General features: G+C 31.2%; 24 protein-coding genes. 7 read left to right on the top strand and 17 right to left on the bottom strand.

Features of this window, described 5'->3' with window-relative positions:
• Position 1: 1 nt before the first annotated feature.
• Both ACOQN8_RS11235 and ACOQN8_RS11230 read left to right on the top strand, forming a co-directional pair.
• Positions 2-1,360: an HlyD family secretion protein gene (locus tag ACOQN8_RS11235; protein WP_420552736.1), complete on the top strand. Its 1,359-nt coding sequence runs from the start codon at positions 2-4 to the stop codon at positions 1,358-1,360.
• Complete coding sequence (locus ACOQN8_RS11230) at positions 1,360-2,763, top strand: TolC family protein (RefSeq protein ID WP_420552735.1); 1,404 nt, start codon at positions 1,360-1,362, stop codon at positions 2,761-2,763. Before ACOQN8_RS11235 ends, ACOQN8_RS11230 begins: the two co-directional genes overlap by 1 nt.
• On the opposite strand, the gene ACOQN8_RS11225 is transcribed toward ACOQN8_RS11230, so the two are convergent.
• The 13 genes from ACOQN8_RS11225 to kynU all read right to left on the bottom strand — a co-directional run bounded on the left by ACOQN8_RS11225 (position 2,758) and on the right by kynU (position 12,735).
• The gene (locus ACOQN8_RS11225) at positions 2,758-3,864 is read right to left on the bottom strand and encodes a hypothetical protein (RefSeq protein ID WP_420552734.1); all 1,107 of its coding nucleotides are present in this window, start codon (positions 3,862-3,864) and stop codon (positions 2,758-2,760) included. The genes ACOQN8_RS11230 and ACOQN8_RS11225 overlap by 6 nt on opposite strands.
• Positions 3,865-4,947: an amidohydrolase family protein gene (locus ACOQN8_RS11220; protein ID WP_299123845.1), complete on the bottom strand. Its 1,083-nt coding sequence runs from the start codon at positions 4,945-4,947 to the stop codon at positions 3,865-3,867.
• A gap of 1 nt (position 4,948) precedes the next feature.
• Positions 4,949-5,314 (bottom strand): PaaI family thioesterase, encoded by a 366-nt coding sequence (locus ACOQN8_RS11215; RefSeq protein ID WP_272150325.1) that lies wholly within the window; start codon positions 5,312-5,314, stop codon positions 4,949-4,951.
• Between the two features lie 41 nt (positions 5,315-5,355).
• Entirely contained in the window at positions 5,356-5,886 is a 531-nt protein-coding gene (locus ACOQN8_RS11210; protein ID WP_150900696.1) for a 3-hydroxyanthranilate 3,4-dioxygenase, read from the bottom strand.
• A 13-nt stretch (positions 5,887-5,899) separates the two neighbouring features.
• Entirely contained in the window at positions 5,900-6,676 is a 777-nt protein-coding gene (locus ACOQN8_RS11205) for an SDR family oxidoreductase (RefSeq protein WP_420552733.1), read from the bottom strand.
• A 2-nt stretch (positions 6,677-6,678) separates the two neighbouring features.
• Positions 6,679-6,897, bottom strand: coding sequence for a DUF6500 family protein (locus ACOQN8_RS11200; protein ID WP_420552732.1), 219 nt, complete (start codon positions 6,895-6,897; stop codon positions 6,679-6,681).
• Entirely contained in the window at positions 6,890-8,335 is a 1,446-nt protein-coding gene (locus ACOQN8_RS11195) for an aldehyde dehydrogenase (RefSeq protein WP_420552731.1), read from the bottom strand. Before ACOQN8_RS11195 ends, ACOQN8_RS11200 begins: the two co-directional genes overlap by 8 nt.
• Before the next feature lie 97 nt (positions 8,336-8,432).
• Complete coding sequence (locus ACOQN8_RS11190) at positions 8,433-8,843, bottom strand: RidA family protein (protein WP_150900691.1); 411 nt, start codon at positions 8,841-8,843, stop codon at positions 8,433-8,435.
• Positions 8,844-8,848: 5 nt separating this feature from the next.
• Positions 8,849-9,370, bottom strand: coding sequence for a DUF1697 domain-containing protein (locus ACOQN8_RS11185; RefSeq protein WP_420552730.1), 522 nt, complete (start codon positions 9,368-9,370; stop codon positions 8,849-8,851).
• A 2-nt stretch (positions 9,371-9,372) separates the two neighbouring features.
• Positions 9,373-9,615 carry a hypothetical protein gene (locus ACOQN8_RS11180; protein ID WP_272150320.1) on the bottom strand — a complete coding sequence of 81 codons (243 nt, stop codon included), beginning with the start codon at positions 9,613-9,615 and terminating at the stop codon, positions 9,373-9,375.
• Positions 9,616-9,622: 7 nt separating this feature from the next.
• Complete coding sequence (locus ACOQN8_RS11175; RefSeq protein WP_420552729.1) at positions 9,623-11,035, bottom strand: FAD-dependent oxidoreductase; 1,413 nt, start codon at positions 11,033-11,035, stop codon at positions 9,623-9,625.
• A 9-nt stretch (positions 11,036-11,044) separates the two neighbouring features.
• Positions 11,045-11,479, bottom strand: coding sequence for an SRPBCC domain-containing protein (locus ACOQN8_RS11170; protein WP_420552728.1), 435 nt, complete (start codon positions 11,477-11,479; stop codon positions 11,045-11,047).
• Positions 11,476-12,735: a kynureninase gene (kynU, locus tag ACOQN8_RS11165; RefSeq protein WP_420552727.1), complete on the bottom strand. Its 1,260-nt coding sequence runs from the start codon at positions 12,733-12,735 to the stop codon at positions 11,476-11,478. The genes ACOQN8_RS11170 and kynU overlap by 4 nt, the downstream gene beginning before the upstream one ends.
• Positions 12,736-12,885: 150 nt before the next feature.
• On the opposite strand from kynU, the gene ACOQN8_RS11160 reads away from it, so the two are divergent.
• The gene (locus tag ACOQN8_RS11160; RefSeq protein ID WP_420552726.1) at positions 12,886-13,659 is read left to right on the top strand and encodes an IclR family transcriptional regulator; all 774 of its coding nucleotides are present in this window, start codon (positions 12,886-12,888) and stop codon (positions 13,657-13,659) included.
• A 51-nt stretch (positions 13,660-13,710) separates the two neighbouring features.
• Here the strand turns inward: ACOQN8_RS11160 and serA are convergent, their stop codons facing one another.
• The gene (serA, locus tag ACOQN8_RS11155) at positions 13,711-15,603 is read right to left on the bottom strand and encodes a phosphoglycerate dehydrogenase (RefSeq protein WP_420552725.1); all 1,893 of its coding nucleotides are present in this window, start codon (positions 15,601-15,603) and stop codon (positions 13,711-13,713) included.
• A gap of 152 nt (positions 15,604-15,755) precedes the next feature.
• On the bottom strand, positions 15,756-16,568 hold the full coding sequence (locus ACOQN8_RS11150) for a UbiA prenyltransferase family protein (RefSeq protein WP_420552724.1): 813 nt from the start codon (positions 16,566-16,568) through the stop codon (positions 15,756-15,758).
• 130 nt (positions 16,569-16,698) lie between these two features.
• Here ACOQN8_RS11150 and gcvP point away from each other — a divergent pair, with 130 nt between their 5' ends.
• From gcvP to ACOQN8_RS11135, 3 genes are all read left to right on the top strand, one after another.
• Positions 16,699-19,554, top strand: a complete 2,856-nt coding sequence (gene gcvP, locus ACOQN8_RS11145) for an aminomethyl-transferring glycine dehydrogenase (protein ID WP_420552723.1) — start codon at positions 16,699-16,701, stop codon at positions 19,552-19,554.
• Positions 19,555-19,644: 90 nt separating this feature from the next.
• A complete protein-coding gene (locus ACOQN8_RS11140; protein ID WP_420552722.1) occupies positions 19,645-20,004 on the top strand; it encodes a hypothetical protein in 360 nt (119 codons plus the stop codon).
• Between the two features lie 5 nt (positions 20,005-20,009).
• On the top strand, positions 20,010-20,396 hold the full coding sequence (locus ACOQN8_RS11135; RefSeq protein ID WP_420552721.1) for a YchJ family protein: 387 nt from the start codon (positions 20,010-20,012) through the stop codon (positions 20,394-20,396).
• A 3-nt stretch (positions 20,397-20,399) separates the two neighbouring features.
• On the opposite strand, the gene yaaA is transcribed toward ACOQN8_RS11135, so the two are convergent.
• Both yaaA and ACOQN8_RS11125 read right to left on the bottom strand, forming a co-directional pair.
• Positions 20,400-21,158: a peroxide stress protein YaaA gene (gene yaaA, locus ACOQN8_RS11130; protein ID WP_420552720.1), complete on the bottom strand. Its 759-nt coding sequence runs from the start codon at positions 21,156-21,158 to the stop codon at positions 20,400-20,402.
• A 98-nt stretch (positions 21,159-21,256) separates the two neighbouring features.
• Positions 21,257-22,090: an MBL fold metallo-hydrolase gene (locus ACOQN8_RS11125; RefSeq protein WP_420552719.1), complete on the bottom strand. Its 834-nt coding sequence runs from the start codon at positions 22,088-22,090 to the stop codon at positions 21,257-21,259.
• 27 nt (positions 22,091-22,117) lie between these two features.
• On the opposite strand from ACOQN8_RS11125, the gene ACOQN8_RS11120 reads away from it, so the two are divergent.
• On the top strand, positions 22,118-23,560 hold the full coding sequence (locus ACOQN8_RS11120) for a TonB-dependent receptor (RefSeq protein ID WP_420552718.1): 1,443 nt from the start codon (positions 22,118-22,120) through the stop codon (positions 23,558-23,560).
• Positions 23,561-23,567 lie beyond the last annotated feature (7 nt).

The following is a 23,567-nucleotide window of genomic DNA, read 5'->3' as shown; positions in this document are numbered from 1 at the left end:
TATGTTAAACATATCTACGAATAGTATCTCAAACCATATTGATGTAACCAAATTGAAATCTGGTAAAGTTATCTTTACTAAAGTACACCATAGACTTTTTAGAAAGTTTTTACTAGGATTTTTATTTGCTCTTGCAATTATACTGTTTTTACCATGGACACAAAATGTTTCTAGTGCTGGTAGAGTAACTACTTTGAAACCTAATCAACGTCCACAAACTTTACAATCTCAAATTCCTGGGCGAATTGAGCAATGGTTTGTTCAAGAAGGTACTTTTGTAAAAAAAGGTGATACAATTTTAAGAATCTCAGAAATAAAAAGCGATTATTTTGACAGCAAACTAACCGAAAGAACTGGACAACAATTAAACTCTAAAAGTCTTTCTGTAAAAGCATATAACAACAAAGTAAATGCTTTAAAAACACAAATTAGCGCCTTAAAAAGCGAGCGTGTTTTAAAACTACAGCAAGCTAAAAATAAACTAGAGCAATCTCATTTAAAAGTTAAAACTGACAGCATAGATTTAAAAGCTGTAAAAATAAAACTACAAATTGCAAAAACTCAATTTGACAGAACAGTGATGCTTGAAAAAGAGGGTTTAAAAGCTGTAAAGGATGTAGAAGAAAAAAGAGCAAAGCTTCAAGAACAATCAGCTAAATTGGTTTCTCAAGAAAATAAGCTACTTAATTCTAAAAACAACGTATTAAATGCACAAATTGCAATAAATAGTATTCAGGCATCTTATACTGATAAAATTTCAAAGGCTGAAAGTAATTTATACACAGCTGAATCAAATGCTTTAGATGCAGAAGTTCAAGTATCTAAATTAGAAACAAGCTTATCTAATTATAGCAAAAGAAATTCTCTATTATATGTTACTGCACCTCAAGATGGGTACATTAATAAAGCTATTAAGTCTGGTATTGGTGAGACTTTTAAAGAAGGTGAAGCCTTAGTTAAAATAATGCCTGCAAATTACGATTTAGCAGTAGAAATGTTCATAGAACCAATAGATTTACCTCTTATTCATATTGACGAAGAAGTACGTGTACAATTTGATGGATGGCCTGCTATTGTTTTTAGTGGATGGCCTAACGCATCTTATGGTACTTATAGTGCTAAAGTGATTGCAATAGAAAATTTTATTAGCGACAATGGTAAATACCGTGTATTGATTGTTCCTAACAATGATTCTCAACCATGGCCAAAAGCTATTAGAGTAGGTTCTGGAGCTAAAACCATTGCCTTATTAGAAAATGTACCTATTTGGTTTGAACTATGGAGACAAATAAACAGCTTCCCTCCTAACTTCTATCAACCAAAAAAAGATAATAATCAAAAAGACAAGAAGAAGAAATAATGAAGTTTAAGAGTTTACTTTTTATATTTTTATTTATAGGTTTTTGCACATATTCTCAAAACAGTACTAGTTTAAATCAATTAAGCTTAGAAGAATATTTAGGATATGTAAAGAAGTTTCACCCTGTAATTAAACAAGCAAATTTAATTACAAGCACAAACGAAGCTAAATTACTAAAAGCAAGAGGAGCTTTTGATCCTAAAATTGAAGTAGATTTTGAAAAAAAAGAGTTTAAAAACACCGAATATTTTGAGAAATTAAACTCAGTTTTTAAAATTCCAACTTGGTATGGAATTGAGCTAAAAGGTAGTTATGAAAACAACTCAGGTCAATATTTAAATCCAGAGCTAAATGTTCCTGAAAATGGATTATACAACGTAGGTATTTCTGTTTCTCTTGCTAAAAATCTTTTTATAAATAAAAGAATGGCTGCTTTAAAACAGGCTAAATTATACGTAAAACAAGGAAAACTAGAACAACAACTTGTTGTAAATGACATTCTTTTTAACTCCATTAGTGCTTACTTAAATTGGGCTAAGCATTATCAAAGTTTTGATGTTTTTAAAAACTATAAAAACAATGCTAAATTTAGATTAGATAATGTTATAAAAAGTTACAAAGCTGGAGAAAAACCTGCTATTGACACTTTAGAGGCTCGAATAAATTTTGACAGCAGAAAACTAGATTTAGAAAAAGCCAGAATTAAATATGTTAAATCTACTTTAGAGTTATCTAACTATTTATGGATTGGAGACAACACCCCTATGGTATTAAGAGAAAGTATTACTCCTACACCTGATACTTTTTCAAAAATTGAAGTTCTTTTAAATAATTCTATCATCAATACCTCAACTAGTATCGATGGACATCCTAAATTAAAATTATTAGAGTTAAAGAGGAAAAACTTACAAATTAACAAAAACCTAAAAATTAATAACTTATTACCTAAAGTAGATTTCCAGTACAACCTTTTAAGTTCAGATATTAATAATTTCGATTCTTTTAAAGTTGCCAACTATAAAAAATCACTTCAAGTAAGCATCCCTTTATTTTTAAGAAAATCTAGAGGTGATTTAAAGTTAGCCAAAATAAAATTGCAAGACATAGACTTTGAAATTGCTTCAACAAAAACAAGCTTACTTAACAAAATTAAGGCTACCGAACAAGAAATAGCCTCTTTAGAAACTCAAAATAATATTCTAAAAAATCTTGTAAACGATTACAATACTATTGTAAAAAGTGAAGAAAGAAAATTTACTCTAGGAGAAAGTTCTGTTTTTTTAATTAATTATAGAGAAGTAAAACTAATTGAAACTCAATTAAAAGCAATTGAAAACAATTATAAATTTGCTAAAACACAAAGTAAATTTTTCAAACTACTTGGAAAATTAAACACGTTATAATTCTCTTTCAAATTCTTTTAAGAGAGCTTTATCAAATGATATATATTCAGGTAATATGCGCAAACGATATTTACTTTCTCCAATAAAAGTAATTAAATCTTTGCGCTCTAACTTATTTTCATCCTCTAAAGAAAGTATCCCATTAATATTATCTATTATTCGTGTTAAATATGTTTGACTTTTAATTTCTCCTCCTGAATTTACTACTATCGATTGCTTTTCTGGCTCTAAATACTTTCTCTTATAAGCAAAGTTCATAAGGTTTTTATACTGAGTTGTTTTTGAACCAAAATCAATTTTTTCATTAATAATTCCTTTTGAAGGAATACTTAACTGCACTAACGACCAATCTAAAAAACCAATTTTCATTTCATTAGGCTTAGGCATGCTAGCTAACTGTATTACCCAACTTGTTCCTAACACTAAAAACACTGAAACCAAAGATGTTTTAGCAATGATTCGTATTAATTGATTAACAAAATCATCATCCAAATTCACAAATACATCCGATAATTGCGAAACAAACAACAATGTTATTGCTATAATAGAAATAAAAGCTACTAGTTTTAAATCGCGATGCATAAAAGTTCTATAAAAAGAAACCCCCATTAAAAAACATAAAAAGGTAGTAAGTAGGACATCTGGTACTGAAGCTAGTTTTATTCCATAAAACACTTCATTTCCTACTATAGATGACAATAACAAAGTTATACTCGCAACTGCCAAAATTATTACTGCAATAATCTTTACATTTTTTTCATTTCTATAAATAAACTTTGGCGCATCATATACATAATACAAAGCCAACAACCAAAACAAGTTATTTATTGTAGACAAAATATTGACCCCTATCTGATACTTTGTTGTGGTTTCAAATAAAAAGTAATTTGCAACAAAAGCCCAAGTACCTGAAACCACCCAAACTAACATTCCAAAACTAAAATAAAGCAAACCTCTGTCAACCCTTTTTATAGAATTTCCTTCTTCTAAAACTGCTCTAAATCGTTTTCTAATATTATAATAAATTGCTAATAGTAACACAGCTCCAATGAACGATATACAAATATGTGATAGGTTATGAAACTGTGTTACTTGATTCATTTATTGAATAATTTTATTGATTAAATTTTGTTTTGCTTTTTCATCATCTCCATACAACCACTGAAGTACATTATCCTCCCATATCTCATCTTTCTCTTCTTCGCTAATAATACTTCTATCGATGGCTAAATCTAATATTTTTCCTGGATATGACGATTGTTTATCACTTTCCATTTCCCCTAATGGATAAGGGTCATCTAACCCTATTAATACTTGCTTCGACCCTTGGTTTTTTATTAATAACTCTAAAGAACCTGTATCGTGCACTAAAGTATCAAAAAAGATATTCTTATGTCCTACTGCTTTTCTTGGGTGTTGTTTACCCTCGAACAAATCTGAACGCCCATCAAAACCTTGAATACGACGACCTATATTCATTTGCGCTAACTGCCCTCCATGAGCAAAACATATACGCATATTAGGATATTTTTCATAATATCCATTAAGCGTTAAGAAATGATAAGCATCTGCACATTGTGCTAACATCCAAATTAAATGAAAACGCCAAGAAGTATTTTCTAGTTTAATAAATTTTTCTCCATCATATGGATGAATTTCAATAGCTAAATTATACTTATTAGCTAATTCAAAAATAGGTTCATTTTCTTCATCAAAAATACAACGCCATGTACCTATAGTATCCATATAATGTGTTGGTAAACACAACAGTCTCATACCCAAAACCTCAACACAACGTTCTATTTCCCATAAAGCCCCTCTAACAAAACCTGGGTGCACTACAAATCCACAAGTAAATTTATTTGGATGATCGTGCTGTACTCTTGCATTGAAATCATTCTGAAAACGCAAAGCTTGTTTCATTTCCTCTAAACGCAAACCATTTCCATATAGCTGAGATAAATTTAGTACTACTGCATGATCTATTTTAAAGTGCTCCATCCAAGCCAACTTTTCTTCCAAGAAAAATGAAGAGTCAGTAACTGGTCGTTTCCAGTTTTTTTGAAGCATATATTTTTTGTCCTTGTCTACCCAAAAAATCCCTTTGTCTTTCATAAACTGTGGAATCTCTTCTGGATAAGGTAACAAATGTGAATGTCCGTTTATTCTTAATTTACGTTTCATTTTAGTTGGTTGGTTTTAAGGAAATCATTGTTCCTTGCATTGTTGTGTATAGTATTTCTTCTTTTTCATCAGTAACTTTTGCTTCGCAAAACACTAAGGTTCTTCCGCTTTTCACTACACGTCCTGTAGCAATGATAACATCGGATTTTGCTGGTCGCAGTAAATTAGTCTTAAACTCTACTGATAAAACATCTGAACCTTCTTGCATAGTTGTTAAGGCTGCATACCCACAAGCTACATCCATTATACTTGTTAATACTCCAGCATGAAAAAATCCATGTTGTTGTGTTAAGCCTTCTTGCTTTTTACATCGGATTTTGAGCAGTCCTTTTTCAATATGAATAATTTCCGCTCCTAAGGTTTTCATAAAACCTTGTTTTAAAAAACTCTCTTTTGCAGCCTCAATCATTATTTTACTTTGTTTGGAGCTTCCATTACTGTTCCACAATTAGAACAAGTACATTTTTCTTTATCTGAATAATATTTATCAAAAATTATAGGCATATCTGTTTCAATATTATCTAAAGCAAATTCTTCTCTATATAATTGCGACCCACAATTTTCACAGTACCATTCTAAAGCATCCATCATTCCTTCAGCTCTAGGATACTCTATTACCAAACCTACAGTGTTTTCTTTTCTTTGTGGAGAGTGTGGTACTTTTCCTGGTAATAAATAAATATCTCCTTCATTAATTTCTACATCAACCATTTCACCTTTATCGTCAATAATTTTCAATACCATATCTCCTTCTACTTGGTAGAAAAACTCTGGGGTTTCATTATAATGATAATCTTTACGGTTGTTAGGACCTCCTACCACCATTACAATATATTCACCATCTTTCCATACTTGTTTATTCCCCACTGGTGGCTTTAACAAATGACGATGTTCATCTATCCACTTTTTAAAATTCAAAGGTTGTACTAACTTACTCATGACTATTTAGATTTTATAATGATTTTGTTCTTCCTCCATCTACAGGAACATTAATCCCGTTAATAAAACTAGCTCGCTCACTCGCTAAGAAAACCACTGCATTTGCAATTTCTTCTGGTTTTGCAAAACGTTTTGCTGGCGATGCATTTTTCATTGTTTCAGCAACTTCTTCAACAGATTTACCTGTCTTTTTAGCCTTGTTATTAATTATCTCATTTAAACGCTCTGTACCTGTAGCACCTGGTAAAACATTGTTTACTGTAATATTAAACTGCCCTAACTCATTTGCTAACGTTTTTGACCAATTTGCTACAGCTCCTCGGATTGTATTCGAAACTCCTAATCCATCTAACGGTTGTTTCACAGAAGTTGATATCACATTAATAATTCTACCATATTCTGCTTCTTTCATAAACGGCACTAAAGCTTGAACCAATACATGATTACATTTTAAATGCTGCGTAAACGCTCTTTCAAATTCGTCTAATTGTGCATTAAATACTGGCCCTCCTGCTGGTCCTCCTGTATTATTTACTAGAATATGAAAATTTAAATCAGAAGCTTTAATTTTTTCTTTTAGCTCTAATGGATTAGAAAAATCCGCTACGATATAATTATGATTCTGGTTTTTATTTGGTAATTCTGCCAATACTGCTTTTAACTTTTCTTCATTACGAGCTATTAACGTCACATTTACTCCTTCTTCTGCCAACTGTATTGCTGATGCTTTTCCTATCCCTTGAGTACTACCGCAAACTAATGCGTTTTTATTATCTATATTTAAATTCATTTCTAATCGTTATTACAAATCATTGTTTTTATTTTAATCGCTTTTTCAAAGTGATCTAACCTATGTTTTTGTATCCACCAGGTTGCTACTTCCATTAACAATTCTGGATTGTCATTTTTATTTTTGAAAAATGCATAAAAAGACACTCCAACATTCTCTCCTTTCTTAACTATCTTTTCATCGCAAATTCTTACAATTTTTTGCCTTATTTCTTTATTCATATTTAATACAAACATTTTTAGGCTCGGTAAAGAATCGTAAAGCTTCGAATCCTCCTTCTCTTCCAACTCCACTATCTTTTTGACCCCCAAACGGTGTTCTTAAATCGCGTAACAACCATGTATTCACCCAAACAATACCTGCATGCAATTGTTTACTAAATTGCATGGTTCTATTTAAGTTATTAGTCCATAAAGTTGATGACAATCCGTATTTTACATCATTGGCTAGCGAAAGTGCTTCTTCCTCTGTTTTAAAAGACATTATTGTTACAACAGGTCCAAAAATTTCTTCTTGATTGAGTTTACAATCATTACTTTGAACTTCTATAATTGTTGGTTGTAAATAATATCCTCTTTCACTTCCTTCAACTGTAACCGTTTCTCCTCCAAAAAGTATTTTTCCACCTTCTTCTTCCGCTATTTCTATATAGGATTTCACTTTCTCTAAATGCTGTTTTGACACTAAGGCTCCTACATTAGTATCCTCATCAAATGGATTTCCAACTTTTAACTCAGCTACTTTCTGAACAAAATCTTTTTTAAACTGTTCGTAGATATTTTCTTCTACAAGAATTCTACTTCCGCATAAACAAATTTGCCCTTGATTCGCAAATGATGAACGTACTGTAGTTGCTAACATTTTATCATAATCACAATCTGCAAATATGATATTAGGGTTCTTTCCTCCTAGCTCTAAAGAAAGCTTTTTAAACATTGGAGCTGCTACTCGAGCTATATGTGCTCCTGTGGCTGTTCCTCCTGTAAATGATATGGCTTTAATATTTGGATGCTCTACAATTGCTTGACCAGTTGTTCCTCCTAATCCATGTACTATATTTAATACTCCTTTTGGTAAACCTGCTTCGGTACATATTCCTCCTAACAAATAAGCAGTCATTGGAGTTACTTCACTTGGTTTGGCTACTACACAGTTTCCTGCTGCAATAGCTGGAGCTATTTTCCAAGTAAATAAATACAACGGTAAATTCCATGGTGATATACAACCAACTACTCCTATTGGTTGACGCAATGTAAAGTTCATTGCCCCTAACCCAACACTTTCATGTGCTTCAGAAGAAAATTGAGTTATTGCATTGGCAAAAAACTGAAAATTAGATGAAGCTCTTGGTATATCTATCGCTGTTGCTAAACTTAAAGGTTTTCCATTATCTTTTGCTTCTGCCTTAGCTAATTCAGGTAATTTTTCTTGAATTAACTGGGCTATTCTAGACAAAATATTACTTCTTTCTTCTAAAGTAGTATTTGACCATTCTTTAAAAGCAGATTCTGCTGATTTATAAGCTAATTCTACATCCTCTTTTGTTGAATTTGGTATCTGCCCATAAACCTCTCCAACTGACGGATTATAATTATCTATATATCCTCCATTAATTGGCGATTGAAATTCTCCGTTTATATAATTTTTAATGTTTTGCATTTTAACTAACATTCTTTTTTACTAAAGATTTGTTTAGTAATTGAATACCCTTTATAGGCTAACTCTTCTTTATTTTGAATGAACACCTCCAAAAGATTTATTGTTTTTTATAAGCCACCACTTTAATTTCTATCAACAAATGTGGATGTGGCAATTGATGCACTGCAACTGTTGTTCTAGTTGGTCCGTTATAATCGAAATACTCTGCATATACTTCATTATAACCACCAAAATCATTCATATTTACCAGAAATGAAGTTACATCTACAATATCAGATAAATCAGCTCCTACTTCCTGTAAAATATCTCTTATATTTTCTATAACAGCTCTTGTTTGTTTTCTTATATCTAAATTTGTAGTCCCAAACTCATCTACCTCTACTCCTTCAAAAGAGTTGTCTGGTCTTCTTGAACTTGTACCTGATACATATATAAAATCCCCTACTTGTTTTACATGTGGAAATTTTCCTCTTGGTATTGCTTTCCCTTTGATTACTTTACTATCCATTTCCTTTATTCGTTTGTTGCCATTTCGAGCAACTTTACTGTTGTTTTATAATTTCTTGTTGTGGCTATTACATCTAACTTCTTCTCAAGAATATTATTAGTCAATTTTGTTCTCCCAAAACCTGATGGGCAATGCAGATAAACTACATCTTTATCTATTTTATATTGATCTTCTTTTATTCCTTTAACTTCAATTTCTGTTTGGCTAGACATTGTATTTAAAAATGAAAAAGCCACTATTTTTTCATTCTCTATAGAAAAAGGATATGCTTTAATTGCTTTTTCCCATTCGCTTACGGTTCTAACTATTACTGGAACATCATACTCGTACTTTTGATGTATACTTTGTTTAATCTTCTTGCTAATAGTTTCTTTTGTTTCTTCTGACTCTAAAATAATATTACCACTTTGAATGTAGGTTTGAACATTTTTAAAATCGAGGCTGTTTAACAATTCTCGTAATTCTGCCATTGAAATTTTATTTTTTCCCGAGACATTTATTCCACGTAATAAAACAATGTATACCATTTCTACTTTTCTCTTTGTTTTATCTCTTCTTTTATCTTTTTTACGCTTGAATATTGTAAAAGGAGAATTGTGCTTAACCCAAACACTATTGGCAATAAAGTAATAAAAACTGTTTTATTTTCTTTTGTTAACAAACCATATATAGTAACAGCTAATAACAGTATTAATGCTACGGTCATAGCTTTAGCTACCACCTTTAGTAACTTTATTCTTTTGTTAAGTTCTTCTATTGTTTTATTTTCCATGATACAATTATTTTAAACCTGCTACTTTATCTTCTTCTAGAATTTCGTTTGTTTCTTCCTGTACCTTTTTTAATACTACAGCCAACTCTTCTTTTGTCATATCTAAAGAAGTAATCACTTCATTATCCGCAATAAGATTTAATAGAGCTTTATCCTGAGCTCTTCCTTTTTTCATTGCTTTTGAATATGAAATTTCATCATTAAAAGTGACCATTGAATATTTTGAGAAATACTCTGTAGGAAAATTACTTTCCAAATCCATTTCTATTTTTCGTTTTTGTTTAAACAATGGATTTGCTACATGATCTCGCATTTCATAATAATTATCTATTGCTAAATCTGCAATTGCATCAGTATCTTCCTTTCTTTGCTTTTGATATTCCTTAAATACCTCTTCCCAACTACATTCACATATATCTAATATTTCATCAAAAACTGTTACATCCTCGAAAGAAGCATTCATTCCTTGTCCATAAAAAGGTACTATTGCATGAGCTGCATCTCCCATAAGTAAGGTATTCCCCTTATAAGACCACGGTGAACACTTAACTGTTCCTAACGCTCCTGTAGGATTGTTAAAAAACTCATCTTTTATGCTTGGTATCAGCTTTAATGCATCTGGAAACTCTTTTTCAAAAAACTCTGTAATTTTTTCTTCTGTTGTTAAGTTATTAAAATTGTATTCTCCTTCGTCATAACTTAAAAACAAGGTTACTGTAAAACTCCCATCTAAGTTTGGCAATGCTATTAACATATACTTACCTCTAGGCCAAATATGTAAATGATCTTTACTTATTTGATGTTTTCCTAAAGCATCTGCTGGAATCTCTAACTCCTTATATCCATGTGTTAAATAGTTTTGCGAATAACTAAACAAAAACTTTCTTTCTAAATAATAGCTTTTTCGCAGTATAGAACCAGCACCGTCTGTTCCAAAAACAACGTCTGCATTTACTGAAAACTCTTCTTTGGTTTCGTAATCTTTAAAATGAACTATTGTATTTTCTATATCTACTGAAGTACATTTTTTATTAAAATGTATTGTTACATTTTCATGATTTTCTGCTTCTGTTAATAGAATTCCATTTAAATCTCCTCTAGAAATTGAATTGATATATTCACCATTTCTACCAGAATAATTTGAAGCAAATGTATTCCCTTCTGTGTCGTGTATTAAACGTCCATACATTGGAATGCAAATCTCTCTTGCTTTTTCTTCTACTCCTGCCAAACGTAAAGCTTTAAAACCTCTATCTGACAATGCCAAATTAATCGAACGACCTGCTGATATATCTGTTGTACGTAAATCTGGTCGACTCTCATACATTGCTATTTTATATCCTCTTTGCGCTAAACGTAAGGCCAATAACGAACCACATAAACCAGCTCCTACTACTACTATATTATCTTTTTTATTCATAAAACTGAATTAATTCATTTTTCCGTTTCTCAGATTGATACCTGTATACAAATATGCTTTTAGTGAACATAAAAAATCTGTCCAACCCTGTGTTTGTTGCATTGTTTTCTTTATTCCTTCTGGAGTATTCTCATAACTTTTTTCAGTTATATTAACCTCTGTAGTAGCATCATCATTACTGGTAAATTTCATTTCTACCTCAGTTACAATTTGATTACCTGCCCAACTAAAAACAATTTCTTTATTTTCTGTTACGGATAATACACTTACCATACATTCTGCTCCAAAATCTTTCCACTCCCATTTCACTTCAGTTCCTTGAATTAAGTTCGCACTAGCTTCAGAAACAAAATATTTCGAAATCTTTTCTTTATCAACTATAGCCTTAAAAATCTCTTCTACATTTCTTCTTACAACATCTTTTACATGAACTTCTAAACTCATAATAAACTTTTTAAGATTTCTACCATTTTAAATACATCTTCAAAACTATTATACATTGGTACTGGTGCACATCGTATAACATCTGGCTCTCTCCAATCAGTAATTATATTATTCTCTGTTAACTTTTTATGTAAACTTTTATCAGCATTTTGTACCTGTATTGACAACTGACACCCTCTTTCTTTTGGATTTGATGGGGTAATAACTTTAATTCTATCTGTATCTATTTGATTAATCAAGAACTCAAAATACCCAGTCAGTCTTTCCGACTTTTCACGTAAAGCTTCCATTCCAACATCGTTAAACATATCTAAAGATGCTCTAATTGCTGCCATAGATAATATTGGTGGATTTGATAATTGCCATCCTTCTGCTCCGTCCATTACATCAAATGGTTGACGCATATTGAATCTCGTTTCTTTATTATGATTCCACCAACCTGCAAAACGAGGCAATTCTTTATTTTTTGCATGCTTTTCATGCACAAATAACCCCGCTAAGCTTCCTGGACCAGAATTTAAATATTTATAAGTACACCAAGCTGCAAAATCTACTCCTGAATTGTGTAATTCTGGTGAAATATTTCCTGCACCATGTGCTAAATCTATTCCTACAAAACAGTTTTTAGCATGACCTATTTCTGCTATACGTTTTAAATCTAAATATTGCCCTGTATAGTAATTTACCCCACCTATTAACAATAATGCTATTTCATCTCCTTGTTCAGAAACAATCTGTTCAAGGTCTTCAATCCTTAACAACTCTTCTCCTTCTCTTGGTTTCCATTCAATTAAACCGTCTTCTACATCAAATCCATGAAACTTTAATTGTGATTGAACTGCATACCTGTCAGATGGAAATGCATCACTTTCTATTACTATCTTATATTTCTTTTTTGTTGGTTGATAAAAAGAGACCATTAGCAAGTGAAGGTTTGTAGTTAACGTATTCATCACCACAACTTCCAACGGCTTAGCTCCTACAATTTTAGACATACTATCTGTTAAAAACTCATGATATGGCAACCATGGATTTTTTGCTTCAAAATGTCCTTCTACCCCATATTTTGCCCAATCATCTAATTCTTGTTGAATATACTTTTGAGTTGACTTAGGTTGTAATCCTAAAGAATTCCCCGTAAAATATAACCAGTCGTTTCCTTCTTTATCTTTTGGTATATGAAATTGCTCTCCTAAATAAGCTAATTTATCTTTTTTATCCTGCTCTTGCGCGTAATCAAGTGTTGCTTTATACATGTTTCTTTTTTTTCAAAAAACCTTTTCTTAGAAACACTAAAGATAATTCATTTATAAGCAAATTGAAAAACTAAAGTGTTTCATTATTTGAAACGGTGTTTTATAAATTTACACTTTTTTCTTACATTAGCAAAAATGATTTTTTAAAATATGATGGATAACAAGAACTTAAACCAATCTATTATTAAAGCTTTTATTCTTTTAGATGCTTTTACAAATGATAAAAAAGAATGGGGTGTTCGAGAACTAGCCTACAAAACAGGTTATAACAAGAGTACAGTACACAGACTCTTAAGCACATTAGTTTCATTAAATGTTATACATCAAAATGAAAATGAAAAATATCGTTTAGGAAGTAAACTTTTTGAACTTGGTAATCGTGTTTCTTTGTATCAATCTTTGATTACCATTACCAACCAACCTATTAAAAATGTTGCCTTAGAAATTCAAGAAACAGTTTTATTAGGCACACTAAAAGACCATCAAGTTTTTTACATTAATAAAGCCGATAGTTTGCAAGGATTAAAAATTAGCACTTCTATTGGATCTTATCAACCTATTCATGCTACAGCTTCTGGTAAATTACTACTAGCTTTTTCTTCTTCAGAAATGCAAAATGATTATTTCAAAAACAATACTTTAAATTCTTTTACTCAAAATACAATTAACAAAAAAAATGAACTAAAAAACAGTTTACAAACGATACAAAATCAAAAATACGCACTAGATTTAGAAGAATTTGAACTAGGACTTATTTGTATAGCTATTCCTATTTTTAACAAAAAAGGAAATATTATTGCTAGCCTTAGCGCTTCAGGTCCCTCTAGTCGATTTAGAATTGAAAACGTCCAAAACTATATTGCTATATTACAAAAGGGAGCTTCTATTATCGAAAACTCTTTACGAGATTTTGATTCATTATAAAAAAACGCCTTGCAAATATTACAAGGCGCTTTCTTTAAAATTATATTCGTTTTAATAAAGTACTCTAAACCTAAGAGTTCCTTCTACTTTACGAAGTTTTTCAATTACTTCTTCATTGTATTCTTTATCAACATCAGTAATTACATACCCTACTTTAGAATCTGTTGATAAATATTGACCAGTAATGTTTAACTCATATTTTGCCAACACTTTGTTTATTTTCGCCATCACTCCTGGTACATTTTTATGAATATGTAAAAATCGATGTGCATTTGTTTGGCGAGGTAATCTTATGTTAGGAAAATTAACAGCATCTACTGTATTTCCTGAATTGATATAAGCCATAATTTTACCAGGAACAAAATCAGCAATATCTTTTTGAGCCTCTTCAGTACTACCTCCAACATGTGGCGTTAAAATCACATTATCTAATCCTTTTAATTGGGTATAAAAATCACCGTTTTTTCTTGGTTCTTCTGGATATACATCAACTGCTGCTCCTGCCAATTTACCTGACTTCAATGCTTTTACTAACGCTTCTATATCTACCACAAAACCTCTTGAAAGATTCACTAAATGCGCCCCATCTTTCATATAACTAATCTCTTCTTCACCTATAAAGTTTTTATTTGCTGCATTATCATCTATATGCAAAGTAACTACATCAGAAATACTCAACAATTCTTTTAAACTATTTATTCTTGTTGCATTTCCTAAGGCCAATTTATCTTCAACATCATAATAATACACATCCATACCCAAAGCCTCGGCTAAAACTGATAATTGCTTCCCTATGTTTCCATAACCAACAATCCCTAGTTTTTTACCACGTACCTCTCTTGAACCTTGCGCTGTTTTATTCCATTGCCCATTGTGTAGTTCTGTACTTCGTTTAAATACACTACGCATTAGCATAATAATTTCCCCAATAGCCAACTCAACTACCGAACGTGTATTACTATAGGGTGCATTAAAAACTACAATCCCATTTTCCTTACACGCTTCTAAATCTATCTGTTTGGTTCCAATACAAAATGCAGAAACAACCATTAATTTTTCAGCAGCTTCAATTACACGTTTTGTTACTTGTGTTTTTGAACGGATTCCTAAGACATGGACGTCCTGTAACTTTTCAATTAATTCATCTTCCGACAAACTTCTTGATACTGTTTCAACTGTAAATCCATCACTCGATAACTTAGTAAAAGCATCTGGATGCACATTTTCTAATAATAAAATCTTTATTCTATTCTTTGGGTATGATATATTTCTAGGCAACTTGTTTACGTATAAAAATTCATCTAAATTCGGCGTAACATGATCAGCATTGGCAACAGTTTTATCTCTTAACACATTTTCTGTATAAGCAAAAAACTTGTCTGCAACCCCTGCTTCTTTTGTTACTGCATCACTATAACCATCTCCAATCATTTGAACTTCTCCATCTAAGTTCAATTTTTGAAGACATTCTATTTTCCCATTATGCTTTGATAAAGAATTTTCCTTATCAAAACCTATAATATTCTCATTTTCATCAAACTGAAAGGTATTTGCAAAGACCCTCTCTGATGGAATATTATACTCTGCAACTATTGGATCTATAAACTCCTTAAATCCAGCAGATATCACATAAATATCATCAGAAAAACTCTCAAAAAACTCTTTATTTCTTTCAATAGATGAGGAAACATGCTTTTTTAATTCACCTATTAACAAGGATAAATCAGATTTTTTAGCATTCAATAATTGAATACGCTTTTCTAAAGATTGAGGAAATGAAATTTCTCCATCAATTCCTTGATTGGTTATTTCTGTAATCTCCTGAATAATTTCTTCCTTCTTTGGATTTCCTACCAAAGTGATTTCTGCTAAAACATCTAATGCTTCTACTCTTGTTAGAGTACTATCGAAATCGAAAACGAAATTTCGTTTTACTAAGTTCATGTTACAAATTTTTACTCTTTTTTTTGTTGTTATGTTGTATGTTTTTGACTCCACTAAAGTACAAATGATAGGCAAAAAAAGTATCACAAAATGATAACATTTTCATATTCACCTATTATTCCTTTTAGAAATGAAGTTTATCCGTTAAAAAACTAAAAAACAGAAAGAAAAAGAAACCAAAAAATCGGAATAGCTTCCACTATAAAAGAACTGTAATATTTCGATTGATTTTCCGAAGATTTAAACAATAAAATCAATAAAAGTAAATAAATTACCAAAAACGAAATCCTAAATTCAATACTAGAACTTATAAAAAACTCTAACACTAAACACATCGTTAACAATACGTAACCCAACTTCTTTGTATTTTGAACTCCTATCTTTTTAGGAATAGTTTGTAGTGAAATGGCATCATATTTTACATCTCTTATATCAAAAGGCAATATTAAGGTCACTACCAATAAAAAACGCTGTATTGAAATCAAAACAACATTATAAGAAAACTCTAAGTCAATATCATAAATCGGAAGAACAACAGTTGTTCCCATCCATACTAAAGCAACAATTATAATTTTCAAATACCCTATACTCCTTAAATTCTTTTGAAAGCCACTTAGAAAAGGAACTGCATATAACAAAGTTAAAAAGCCAAAAGGTATAATTAACAACAATGTTTTTATTGAAAGTTGCCAGGTATAATAGCATAACAATAAGAAGCAAATCAATGAAAAAATTTGAATAATCTTTAAATGAGTTGTTAAACTTCTATGATGTAATTTTGCTACTCCTGCATATTTCACAAAATTATACCCCGTAATTGTTCCATAAAAGATAAAATAACCTAGTGATTCATTGTATGATAAATTAAAATACAATTGGGTAATTCTAACAAAAGCAAATACTGCTAATGCCACATGAATACTAGAGTTTATATAGAAATCTAATATAATTTTTAAAAGCTTCATTACACAAAAATAACTTTTATGTTTACACCCTTAACATTTGGTTAATAAAATATCGTTTTTAACATAAAATATACATCCAGTAATCGTACAATTTCACTATTTTTGAGCCACTTAAAAAACAACAACACAAATGAACACGAATTCATTTCAATTAAGACATATTGGTCCTCGTAAAAAAGACCATAAACAAATGCTTTCATCTATTGGTGTAGAGAGTTTAGATCAATTAATTTATGAAACTATTCCTGACGATATTCGTTTAAAAAACGAATTGGATTTAGCACCTGCAATGAGTGAATATGAATATTTAAATCACATTAATGAATTAGGCGCTAAAAATAAAGTGTTTAAAAGTTACATTGGTTTAGGATATCATGAAGCTATTGTTCCTAGTGTTATTCAAAGAAACATTTTAGAAAACCCAGGTTGGTATACTGCCTATACTCCTTATCAAGCTGAGATTGCTCAAGGACGTTTAGAAGCTTTATTAAATTACCAAACTATGGTTTGTGATTTAACAGGTATGGAATTAGCAAATGCTTCTTTATTAGACGAAGGAACTGCTGCTGCTGAAGCCATGGCTTTATTATTTGATGTTCGTGAACGTGCTCAGAAAAAAGCTGGGGTTAATAAGTTCTTTATTTCAGAAGAAATTTTACCACAAACATTATCTGTATTACAAACGCGTGCCATCCCAATTGGAATTGAACTTGTAATTGGAAACCATGAAGAGTTTGATTTTTCAGAAGAATTCTTCGGTGCTATAGTTCAATACCCTGGAAAACATGGACAAGTTTACGACTATACATCTTTTGTTGCTAACTGTAACGACAAAAACATAAAAGTAGCAGTAGCTGCTGATATTTTATCTTTAGTAAAGTTAAAAGCTCCTGCTGAGTTTGGTGCAGATGTAGTGGTAGGAACAACACAACGTTTTGGTATTCCATTAGGTTATGGAGGTCCTCACGCTGGTTATTTTGCAACTAAAGAAGCTTATAAAAGAAGTATCCCTGGACGTATAATTGGTGTTACCAAAGATGTTAACGGTGGACGTGCTTTACGTATGGCTTTACAAACTCGTGAACAACATATTAAACGTGAAAAAGCAACATCTAACATTTGTACTGCACAGGTTTTATTAGCTGTTATGGCAGGAATGTATGCTGTTTACCATGGTAAAGATGGTTTGCAATATATTGCTGATAAAGTTCATTCAGCAACTAATACACTAGCATCTGCCTTAGAACGTTTAGGTTTCAAACAAAAAAACACTTCTTATTTCGATACAATTTTAGTTGAAGTAGAAGCTGAGAAATTACGTTCTGTTGCTGAAAAGAATGCTATTAACTTTAACTATGTAGATAACAACCACGTTTCTATTTCTGTAAACGAAACTGTTAGCTTAAAAGAAATTAATGCTATTATTGATTGCTTCGAACAAGCTTTCAATGTTCAGGATATTACCATTTCAGAATTCACTTCATTAGATGTTATTCCTGAAAACGTTCAAAGAAGCACTTCTTTCTTAGACAACGAAATATTCAACACGTATCAATCAGAAACTGAAATGATGCGTTATATTAAAAAATTAGAACGTAAAGATTTAGCTTTAAATCATTCAATGATTTCTTTAGGTTCTTGTACGATGAAGTTAAATGCAGCTTCTGAAATGCTACCTTTGAGCAATCCACAATGGGGTAATATTCACCCTTTTGTACCTGTAGAACAAGCTCAGGGATATCAAGAAGTTTTAACTAACTTAGAAAACCAATTAAATGTAATTACTGGTTTTGCTGGTACTTCATTACAACCAAATTCTGGAGCTCAAGGTGAATTTGCTGGATTAATGGTTATTCGTGCATATCATGAAGCTAATGGAGATACTAACAGAAATATCTGTTTAATTCCTGCTTCTGCACACGGAACCAACCCTGCATCTGCTGTTATGGCTGGTATGAAAGTGGTTGTTACCAAGACAGATGAAAGAGGTAATATTGATGTAGAAGACTTACGCGCTAAAGCTGAAAAACACAAAGATAATCTTGCTGCTTTAATGGTTACTTATCCATCTACTCATGGAGTATATGAAAAAGCTATTAAAGAAATTACTCAAATTATCCATGACAACGGTGGACAAGTTTATATGGACGGTGCCAATATGAATGCTCAAGTTGGACTAACTAACCCTGCTACTATTGGAGCTGATGTTTGTCACTTAAACTTACATAAAACTTTTGCTATTCCTCATGGTGGTGGTGGACCTGGTGTTGGGCCAATTTGTGTAGCTCCTCAATTAGTTCCATTTTTACCTACAAACCCTGTTATTTCAACAGGAGGAGAAAACCCTATCACAGCTATCTCAGCTGCTCCTTGGGGATCTGCCTTAGCTTGTTTAATTTCTTATGGATACATTACAATGCTAGGTGCTGATGGCTTAACTAACTCTACTAAAAATGCTATTTTAAACGCCAACTACATGAAAGAGCGTTTAAGCGGTCACTTTAGTACTTTATATACTGGTGAATTAAATCGTGCTGCTCACGAAATGATTTTAGACTGTCGTGAGTTTAAACAAAATGGAATTGAAGTTGTAGACATCGCTAAGCGTTTAATGGACTATGGTTTCCATGCTCCTACTGTATCTTTCCCTGTTGCTGGAACTATTATGGTTGAGCCTACAGAAAGTGAAAGTGTTGCTGAGTTAGATCGTTTTTGCGATGCTTTAATTGCTATTCGTAAAGAAATAAGTGAAGCTACAAAAGATGATAATAACAATATTTTGAAAAACGCTCCACATACTCAGGAAATGCTAACTGCCGATGAATGGGATTTACCATATTCTCGTAAGCAAGCTGCATTCCCATTAGGTTATATTGCAGACAATAAATTCTGGCCTTCAGTTCGTCGTGTTGATGATGCTTTTGGAGATAGAAACTTAATTTGTTCTTGTAATCCTATTGAAGATTATATGGAAGCGGAAGCTTAAAAACATATTTACATTAAAAAAAGACCTCGATTATATCGAGGTTTTTTTTATCCTTATACTATAAGTATTTTTGCTTCATATTCACACCAAATGACTATTGAAGATTTAATTGGAGATTATAACATTATTGGAAACAACCAAGATTCTGAAGCCAATACATATAAAGGAGTTCTTTCTTTAACATTGGATATTAATAAAAGAATTGTAGCTAAATGGATTATCAATAAAGATCAAGAACAATACGGAACTGGCTTTTTTAAAGACAACATTTTAGTTATTAATTTTAATTACCTAGGTTTTGATAAAAACAAATACAAAGGCGTTGTTGTATATAAATGTCTTTCTAAAGATATATTAGATGGCTTTTGGTCTGAAAAACACGGAAATCCTCTTTATTTAGGAGAAGAACGCTGTTTTAGAATAAAAAACTCTAATGAACCTGTAAATTAAAAAGTATGAAATGCCCTTGTAATCCTAATATTGAGTATAAATTATGTTGCGGAAGAATACACAATGATATTCATATGGCTAATACCGCAGAAGAATTAATGCGATCGAGATATAGTGCCTTTGTATTAGCCAATATTGATTATTTACAGAAAAGTCATCATAGTAAAAAACGTCCTTCTAAACGTGAGAAAAAAGAAATTTTAGCTTGGGCTAAATCTGTTACTTGGGTAAAATTAGATGTTTTAACAAGTACTGAAGGAAAACCATCTGACTCCAATGGTACTGTAGAATTTAAAGCTTTTTTTATTGAAAATGGAAATTTAGAATTTATCCACGAAAACTCTAAATTCTACAAAGAAAATAACCATTGGGTATATTTTGATGCTAATTAGTTGTTATCTTGTAAAAACTAATTCTGTCTCAGTTGACATCTCTTCTGAAAAACCATATCCCTCTACATTAAAACCTTTAAGTTCTTCCAAATTCTTTATATCATTTTCAATAATATGACGTACCATTAAACCTCTGGCTTTTTTTGCAAAAGTCATAATTGTCTTATACTGCCCGTTTTTAAAATCTTTAAAAACTGGAGTAATCATCGGTACTTTTAATGTTTTCTTTGGTAAAGCTTTAAAATACTCTGAACTTGCTAAATTAATCAACAATTCGCCTTCTTCTAATTCTTCATTTAAAGAATTTGCTAATGTGTCTCCCCAAAACTTATATAAGTTATCAGCTCTTCCAACCTTTAATTTTGTTCCCATTTCTAAACGATAAGGTTGAATTAAATCTAATGGCTTTAATAAACCATAAAGTCCTGACAATATTCTTAATTTTTCTTGTAAGCTAGGCACCTTGTCTTCCGATAAAGAATTAACATCTATCCCTCTAAAAACTTCACCTGTAAAAGCGTATACAGCCTGCTTAGCGTTATCTATAGTAAATGGTGGCAACCACTCTTGATTCCTATCATAATTTAAACTAGCCAAATCATCAGAAATTTTCATCAATTCAGACAATTTCTTTCTTGATAATGTTTTTAGCTTCTTGTTTAATTTTGCTGATTGTTCTAAAAACCTTGGTTCAGTATATAAAGTAGTGTTAGCTTTATTTTCAAAATCTAACGACTTAGCTGGAGATATAATAATTTTCATGTAACAGAATGTTTTTGTAAAAATAAAAAGCAATTTTAGAAACCTCAATTACTTTCACTAATTTATATTAATAATACTATTGAAAAAGATGATACTTATTAAATAACAAGTCCATCATAAGATAAAAACACATTATCTGGCAATTCTTTTTCTACTTCGGCATGCAAACCTAATAATTCACTAATATGTGTTAAATATGTTTTCTTAGGTTTTACTTCCTCTATAAAATTAAGAGCTTCTTCTAAATTAAAATGAGTTGCATGCAATTCTCTTCTTAACCCCGTAACAATTAAAACATCTAAATCTTTTAATTTTTCTTTCTCTTCCTCAGAAATTGTTTTAATATCGGTTACATAAGCAATATCATTAAATCGATATCCTAAAATTGGTAAGCGACCATGCATTACTTCAATAGGAGTAACTTTTACACCTTCTAAAAAGAAACTTTCATGATGGGAAATTGTAGTAGTTGATACTTTTGGTGCACTTGGATAACGGTTTTCTGTAGCGAAAATATAATCGTACCTCTTCCTTAACACATTGAAAACTCTTTCCGATGCATACAAAGGTACTTCTCCCATTTGAAAACAATAGGGTCTAATTTCATCTAAACCTGCAATATGATCTGCATGTTCATGTGTAAATAAAATCCCGTTAATAGACATAACTTCTTCTCTCATCATCTGTTGACGGAAGTCAGGTCCACAATCAATTACATAATTAACATTATCATCCCATGAAATTAGCACCGAAGACCTTAAACGTCTGTCTTTAGGGTCTTTTGATAAAGCTACCGGGTGCTTACTTGTAAGCATAGGAACTCCAGTTGAAGTTCCCGTACCTAAAAAAGTTACTTTTAATTGCTTTTTTTTCTCCATTATTATCACAAAAATACGACAAATATTGTCTGATAATTCCGATTTTCTGTACATTTGTTTTACGTAACTAAAAATAGAAAAATGGCAATTACGCTAAAAGGAGATCAGAAGATAAATACAGTACCTACTACTAAAAGTAAAGCTCTAAAAATCAACTTAAATGCTCACATTTATGGAACATTTGCAGAAATTGGAGCTGGTCAAGAAACTGTTCGTAACTTTTTTAGAGCCGGAGGTGCTTCGGGAACTATTGCAAAAGCAATGAGTGCATATGATAAAGATTTTTCAGATGCAATTTATGGGATTGAGGAAGACAATAGATACGTAACTGAGCCTCGATTAAAGAAAATGTTAAAGCATGAAATGGATTTGATTGAAGATCGTCTTGATCGTCAAAAGCATCCAGATAAATTATTTTTTAGTTATGCTAATACCGTAGCAACTATAAACTTTACTAAAAAGTTTAAAGGTCATGGTTGGGTAGGTATTCGTTTTCAATTAGACCCATTAGAAGATTATAACGAAATTATTTTACACCTTCGTTTTAAAGAAACCGACGCTAGACAACAACAAGAAACCTTAGGTATCTTAGGGGTAAACCTAGTTTACGGAGCTTATTACTTAAATGATAATCCAAAAGATTTATTAAAATCTTTTTATGACAATATAGATAGCGACCGTTTAGAAATTGATATGATTAATTTCTCTGGACCTCGTTTTATGTATGTTGATAACCGTTTAATGAGTTTACAATTAGTTAAAAACGGAATGACCAACGCAGTGATGTTTGGTCCTGATGGAAATAACTTATTACCTGCTCAAGTACTTTATAAAAAGAACATTTTAGCTTTACGTGGTAGTTATCGTCCTGTTACTAAAGTAAACATGGACATGTTCGAAAGATCGAAACAATTATTCTTAGCTGAGAAAAAAGTAAATCCTGAGAAAACACAAATAATTTTTGAAATAACATTAAGTAACCTTCGTGCTGAAGGAGAAATTAATGAACGTGATTTCTTAGATAGAGCTGAATTACTTTGTGCTTTAGGTCAAAATGTAATGATTACCAACTACCAAGAATACTTTAAATTGGTAGAATACTTTAGTGAATTTACTAAAGAAAGAATGGGACTAGCCATGGGAGTTTATAACCTTATTCAAATATTTGATGAGAAATACTATCGTGATTTAAGTGGTGGTATTTTAGAAGCTTTCGGTAAATTATTTTATCGAGATTTAAAGGTATATATGTACCCTTATAAAGATGAAGAATCTGGTGAGTTTATTACTAGTGATAACCTGAAAGTTCATCCTAGAATGAAAGAGTTATACAAGTTCTTTAAAAACAATGGTAAGTTAAAAGACATCCAAAACTTTGACCCTGAAATCTTACATATTTTTTCTAGAAAAGTATTGCAAATGATTAAAGAAGACGAAGATGGATGGGAAGAAATGCTTCCAGAAGGAGTATCAGAAACTATTAAAGAAAAACGTTTATTTGGTTGCTCAAGAAAGCGCAAATAAAAAAATT

The organism is Tenacibaculum aiptasiae (genome assembly GCF_965221665.1).
GTDB lineage: Bacteria > Bacteroidota > Bacteroidia > Flavobacteriales > Flavobacteriaceae > Polaribacter > Polaribacter aiptasiae.
This window is presented reverse-complemented; position numbering and strand designations above follow the sequence as displayed.

Bases quoted from the DNA above. Each gene is read 5' to 3' on its own strand.
- ACOQN8_RS11210 (WP_150900696.1), bottom strand. From the start codon at position 5,886: ATGAGTAAGTTAGTACAACCTTTGAATTTTAAAAAGTGGATAGATGAA.
- ACOQN8_RS11135 (WP_420552721.1), top strand. From the start codon at position 20,010: ATGAAATGCCCTTGTAATCCTAATATTGAGTATAAATTATGTTGCGGA.
- kynU (WP_420552727.1), bottom strand. From the start codon at position 12,735: ATGTATAAAGCAACACTTGATTACGCGCAAGAGCAGGATAAAAAAGAT.
- ACOQN8_RS11140 (WP_420552722.1), top strand. From the start codon at position 19,645: ATGACTATTGAAGATTTAATTGGAGATTATAACATTATTGGAAACAAC.
- serA (WP_420552725.1), bottom strand. From the start codon at position 15,603: ATGAACTTAGTAAAACGAAATTTCGTTTTCGATTTCGATAGTACTCTA.
- ACOQN8_RS11230 (WP_420552735.1), top strand. From the start codon at position 1,360: ATGAAGTTTAAGAGTTTACTTTTTATATTTTTATTTATAGGTTTTTGC.
- ACOQN8_RS11170 (WP_420552728.1), bottom strand. From the start codon at position 11,479: ATGAGTTTAGAAGTTCATGTAAAAGATGTTGTAAGAAGAAATGTAGAA.
- ACOQN8_RS11190 (WP_150900691.1), bottom strand. From the start codon at position 8,843: ATGGATAGTAAAGTAATCAAAGGGAAAGCAATACCAAGAGGAAAATTT.
- ACOQN8_RS11125 (WP_420552719.1), bottom strand. From the start codon at position 22,090: ATGTACAGAAAATCGGAATTATCAGACAATATTTGTCGTATTTTTGTG.
- ACOQN8_RS11150 (WP_420552724.1), bottom strand. From the start codon at position 16,568: ATGAAGCTTTTAAAAATTATATTAGATTTCTATATAAACTCTAGTATT.
- gcvP (WP_420552723.1), top strand. From the start codon at position 16,699: ATGAACACGAATTCATTTCAATTAAGACATATTGGTCCTCGTAAAAAA.
- ACOQN8_RS11160 (WP_420552726.1), top strand. From the start codon at position 12,886: ATGATGGATAACAAGAACTTAAACCAATCTATTATTAAAGCTTTTATT.
- ACOQN8_RS11220 (WP_299123845.1), bottom strand. From the start codon at position 4,947: ATGAAACGTAAATTAAGAATAAACGGACATTCACATTTGTTACCTTAT.
- ACOQN8_RS11175 (WP_420552729.1), bottom strand. From the start codon at position 11,035: ATGAATAAAAAAGATAATATAGTAGTAGTAGGAGCTGGTTTATGTGGT.
- ACOQN8_RS11215 (WP_272150325.1), bottom strand. From the start codon at position 5,314: ATGAAAACCTTAGGAGCGGAAATTATTCATATTGAAAAAGGACTGCTC.
- ACOQN8_RS11200 (WP_420552732.1), bottom strand. From the start codon at position 6,897: ATGAATAAAGAAATAAGGCAAAAAATTGTAAGAATTTGCGATGAAAAG.
- ACOQN8_RS11225 (WP_420552734.1), bottom strand. From the start codon at position 3,864: ATGAATCAAGTAACACAGTTTCATAACCTATCACATATTTGTATATCG.
- ACOQN8_RS11235 (WP_420552736.1), top strand. From the start codon at position 2: ATGTTAAACATATCTACGAATAGTATCTCAAACCATATTGATGTAACC.
- ACOQN8_RS11185 (WP_420552730.1), bottom strand. From the start codon at position 9,370: ATGGTATACATTGTTTTATTACGTGGAATAAATGTCTCGGGAAAAAAT.
- ACOQN8_RS11205 (WP_420552733.1), bottom strand. From the start codon at position 6,676: ATGAATTTAAATATAGATAATAAAAACGCATTAGTTTGCGGTAGTACT.
- yaaA (WP_420552720.1), bottom strand. From the start codon at position 21,158: ATGAAAATTATTATATCTCCAGCTAAGTCGTTAGATTTTGAAAATAAA.
- ACOQN8_RS11120 (WP_420552718.1), top strand. From the start codon at position 22,118: ATGGCAATTACGCTAAAAGGAGATCAGAAGATAAATACAGTACCTACT.
- ACOQN8_RS11180 (WP_272150320.1), bottom strand. From the start codon at position 9,615: ATGGAAAATAAAACAATAGAAGAACTTAACAAAAGAATAAAGTTACTA.
- ACOQN8_RS11195 (WP_420552731.1), bottom strand. From the start codon at position 8,335: ATGCAAAACATTAAAAATTATATAAACGGAGAATTTCAATCGCCAATT.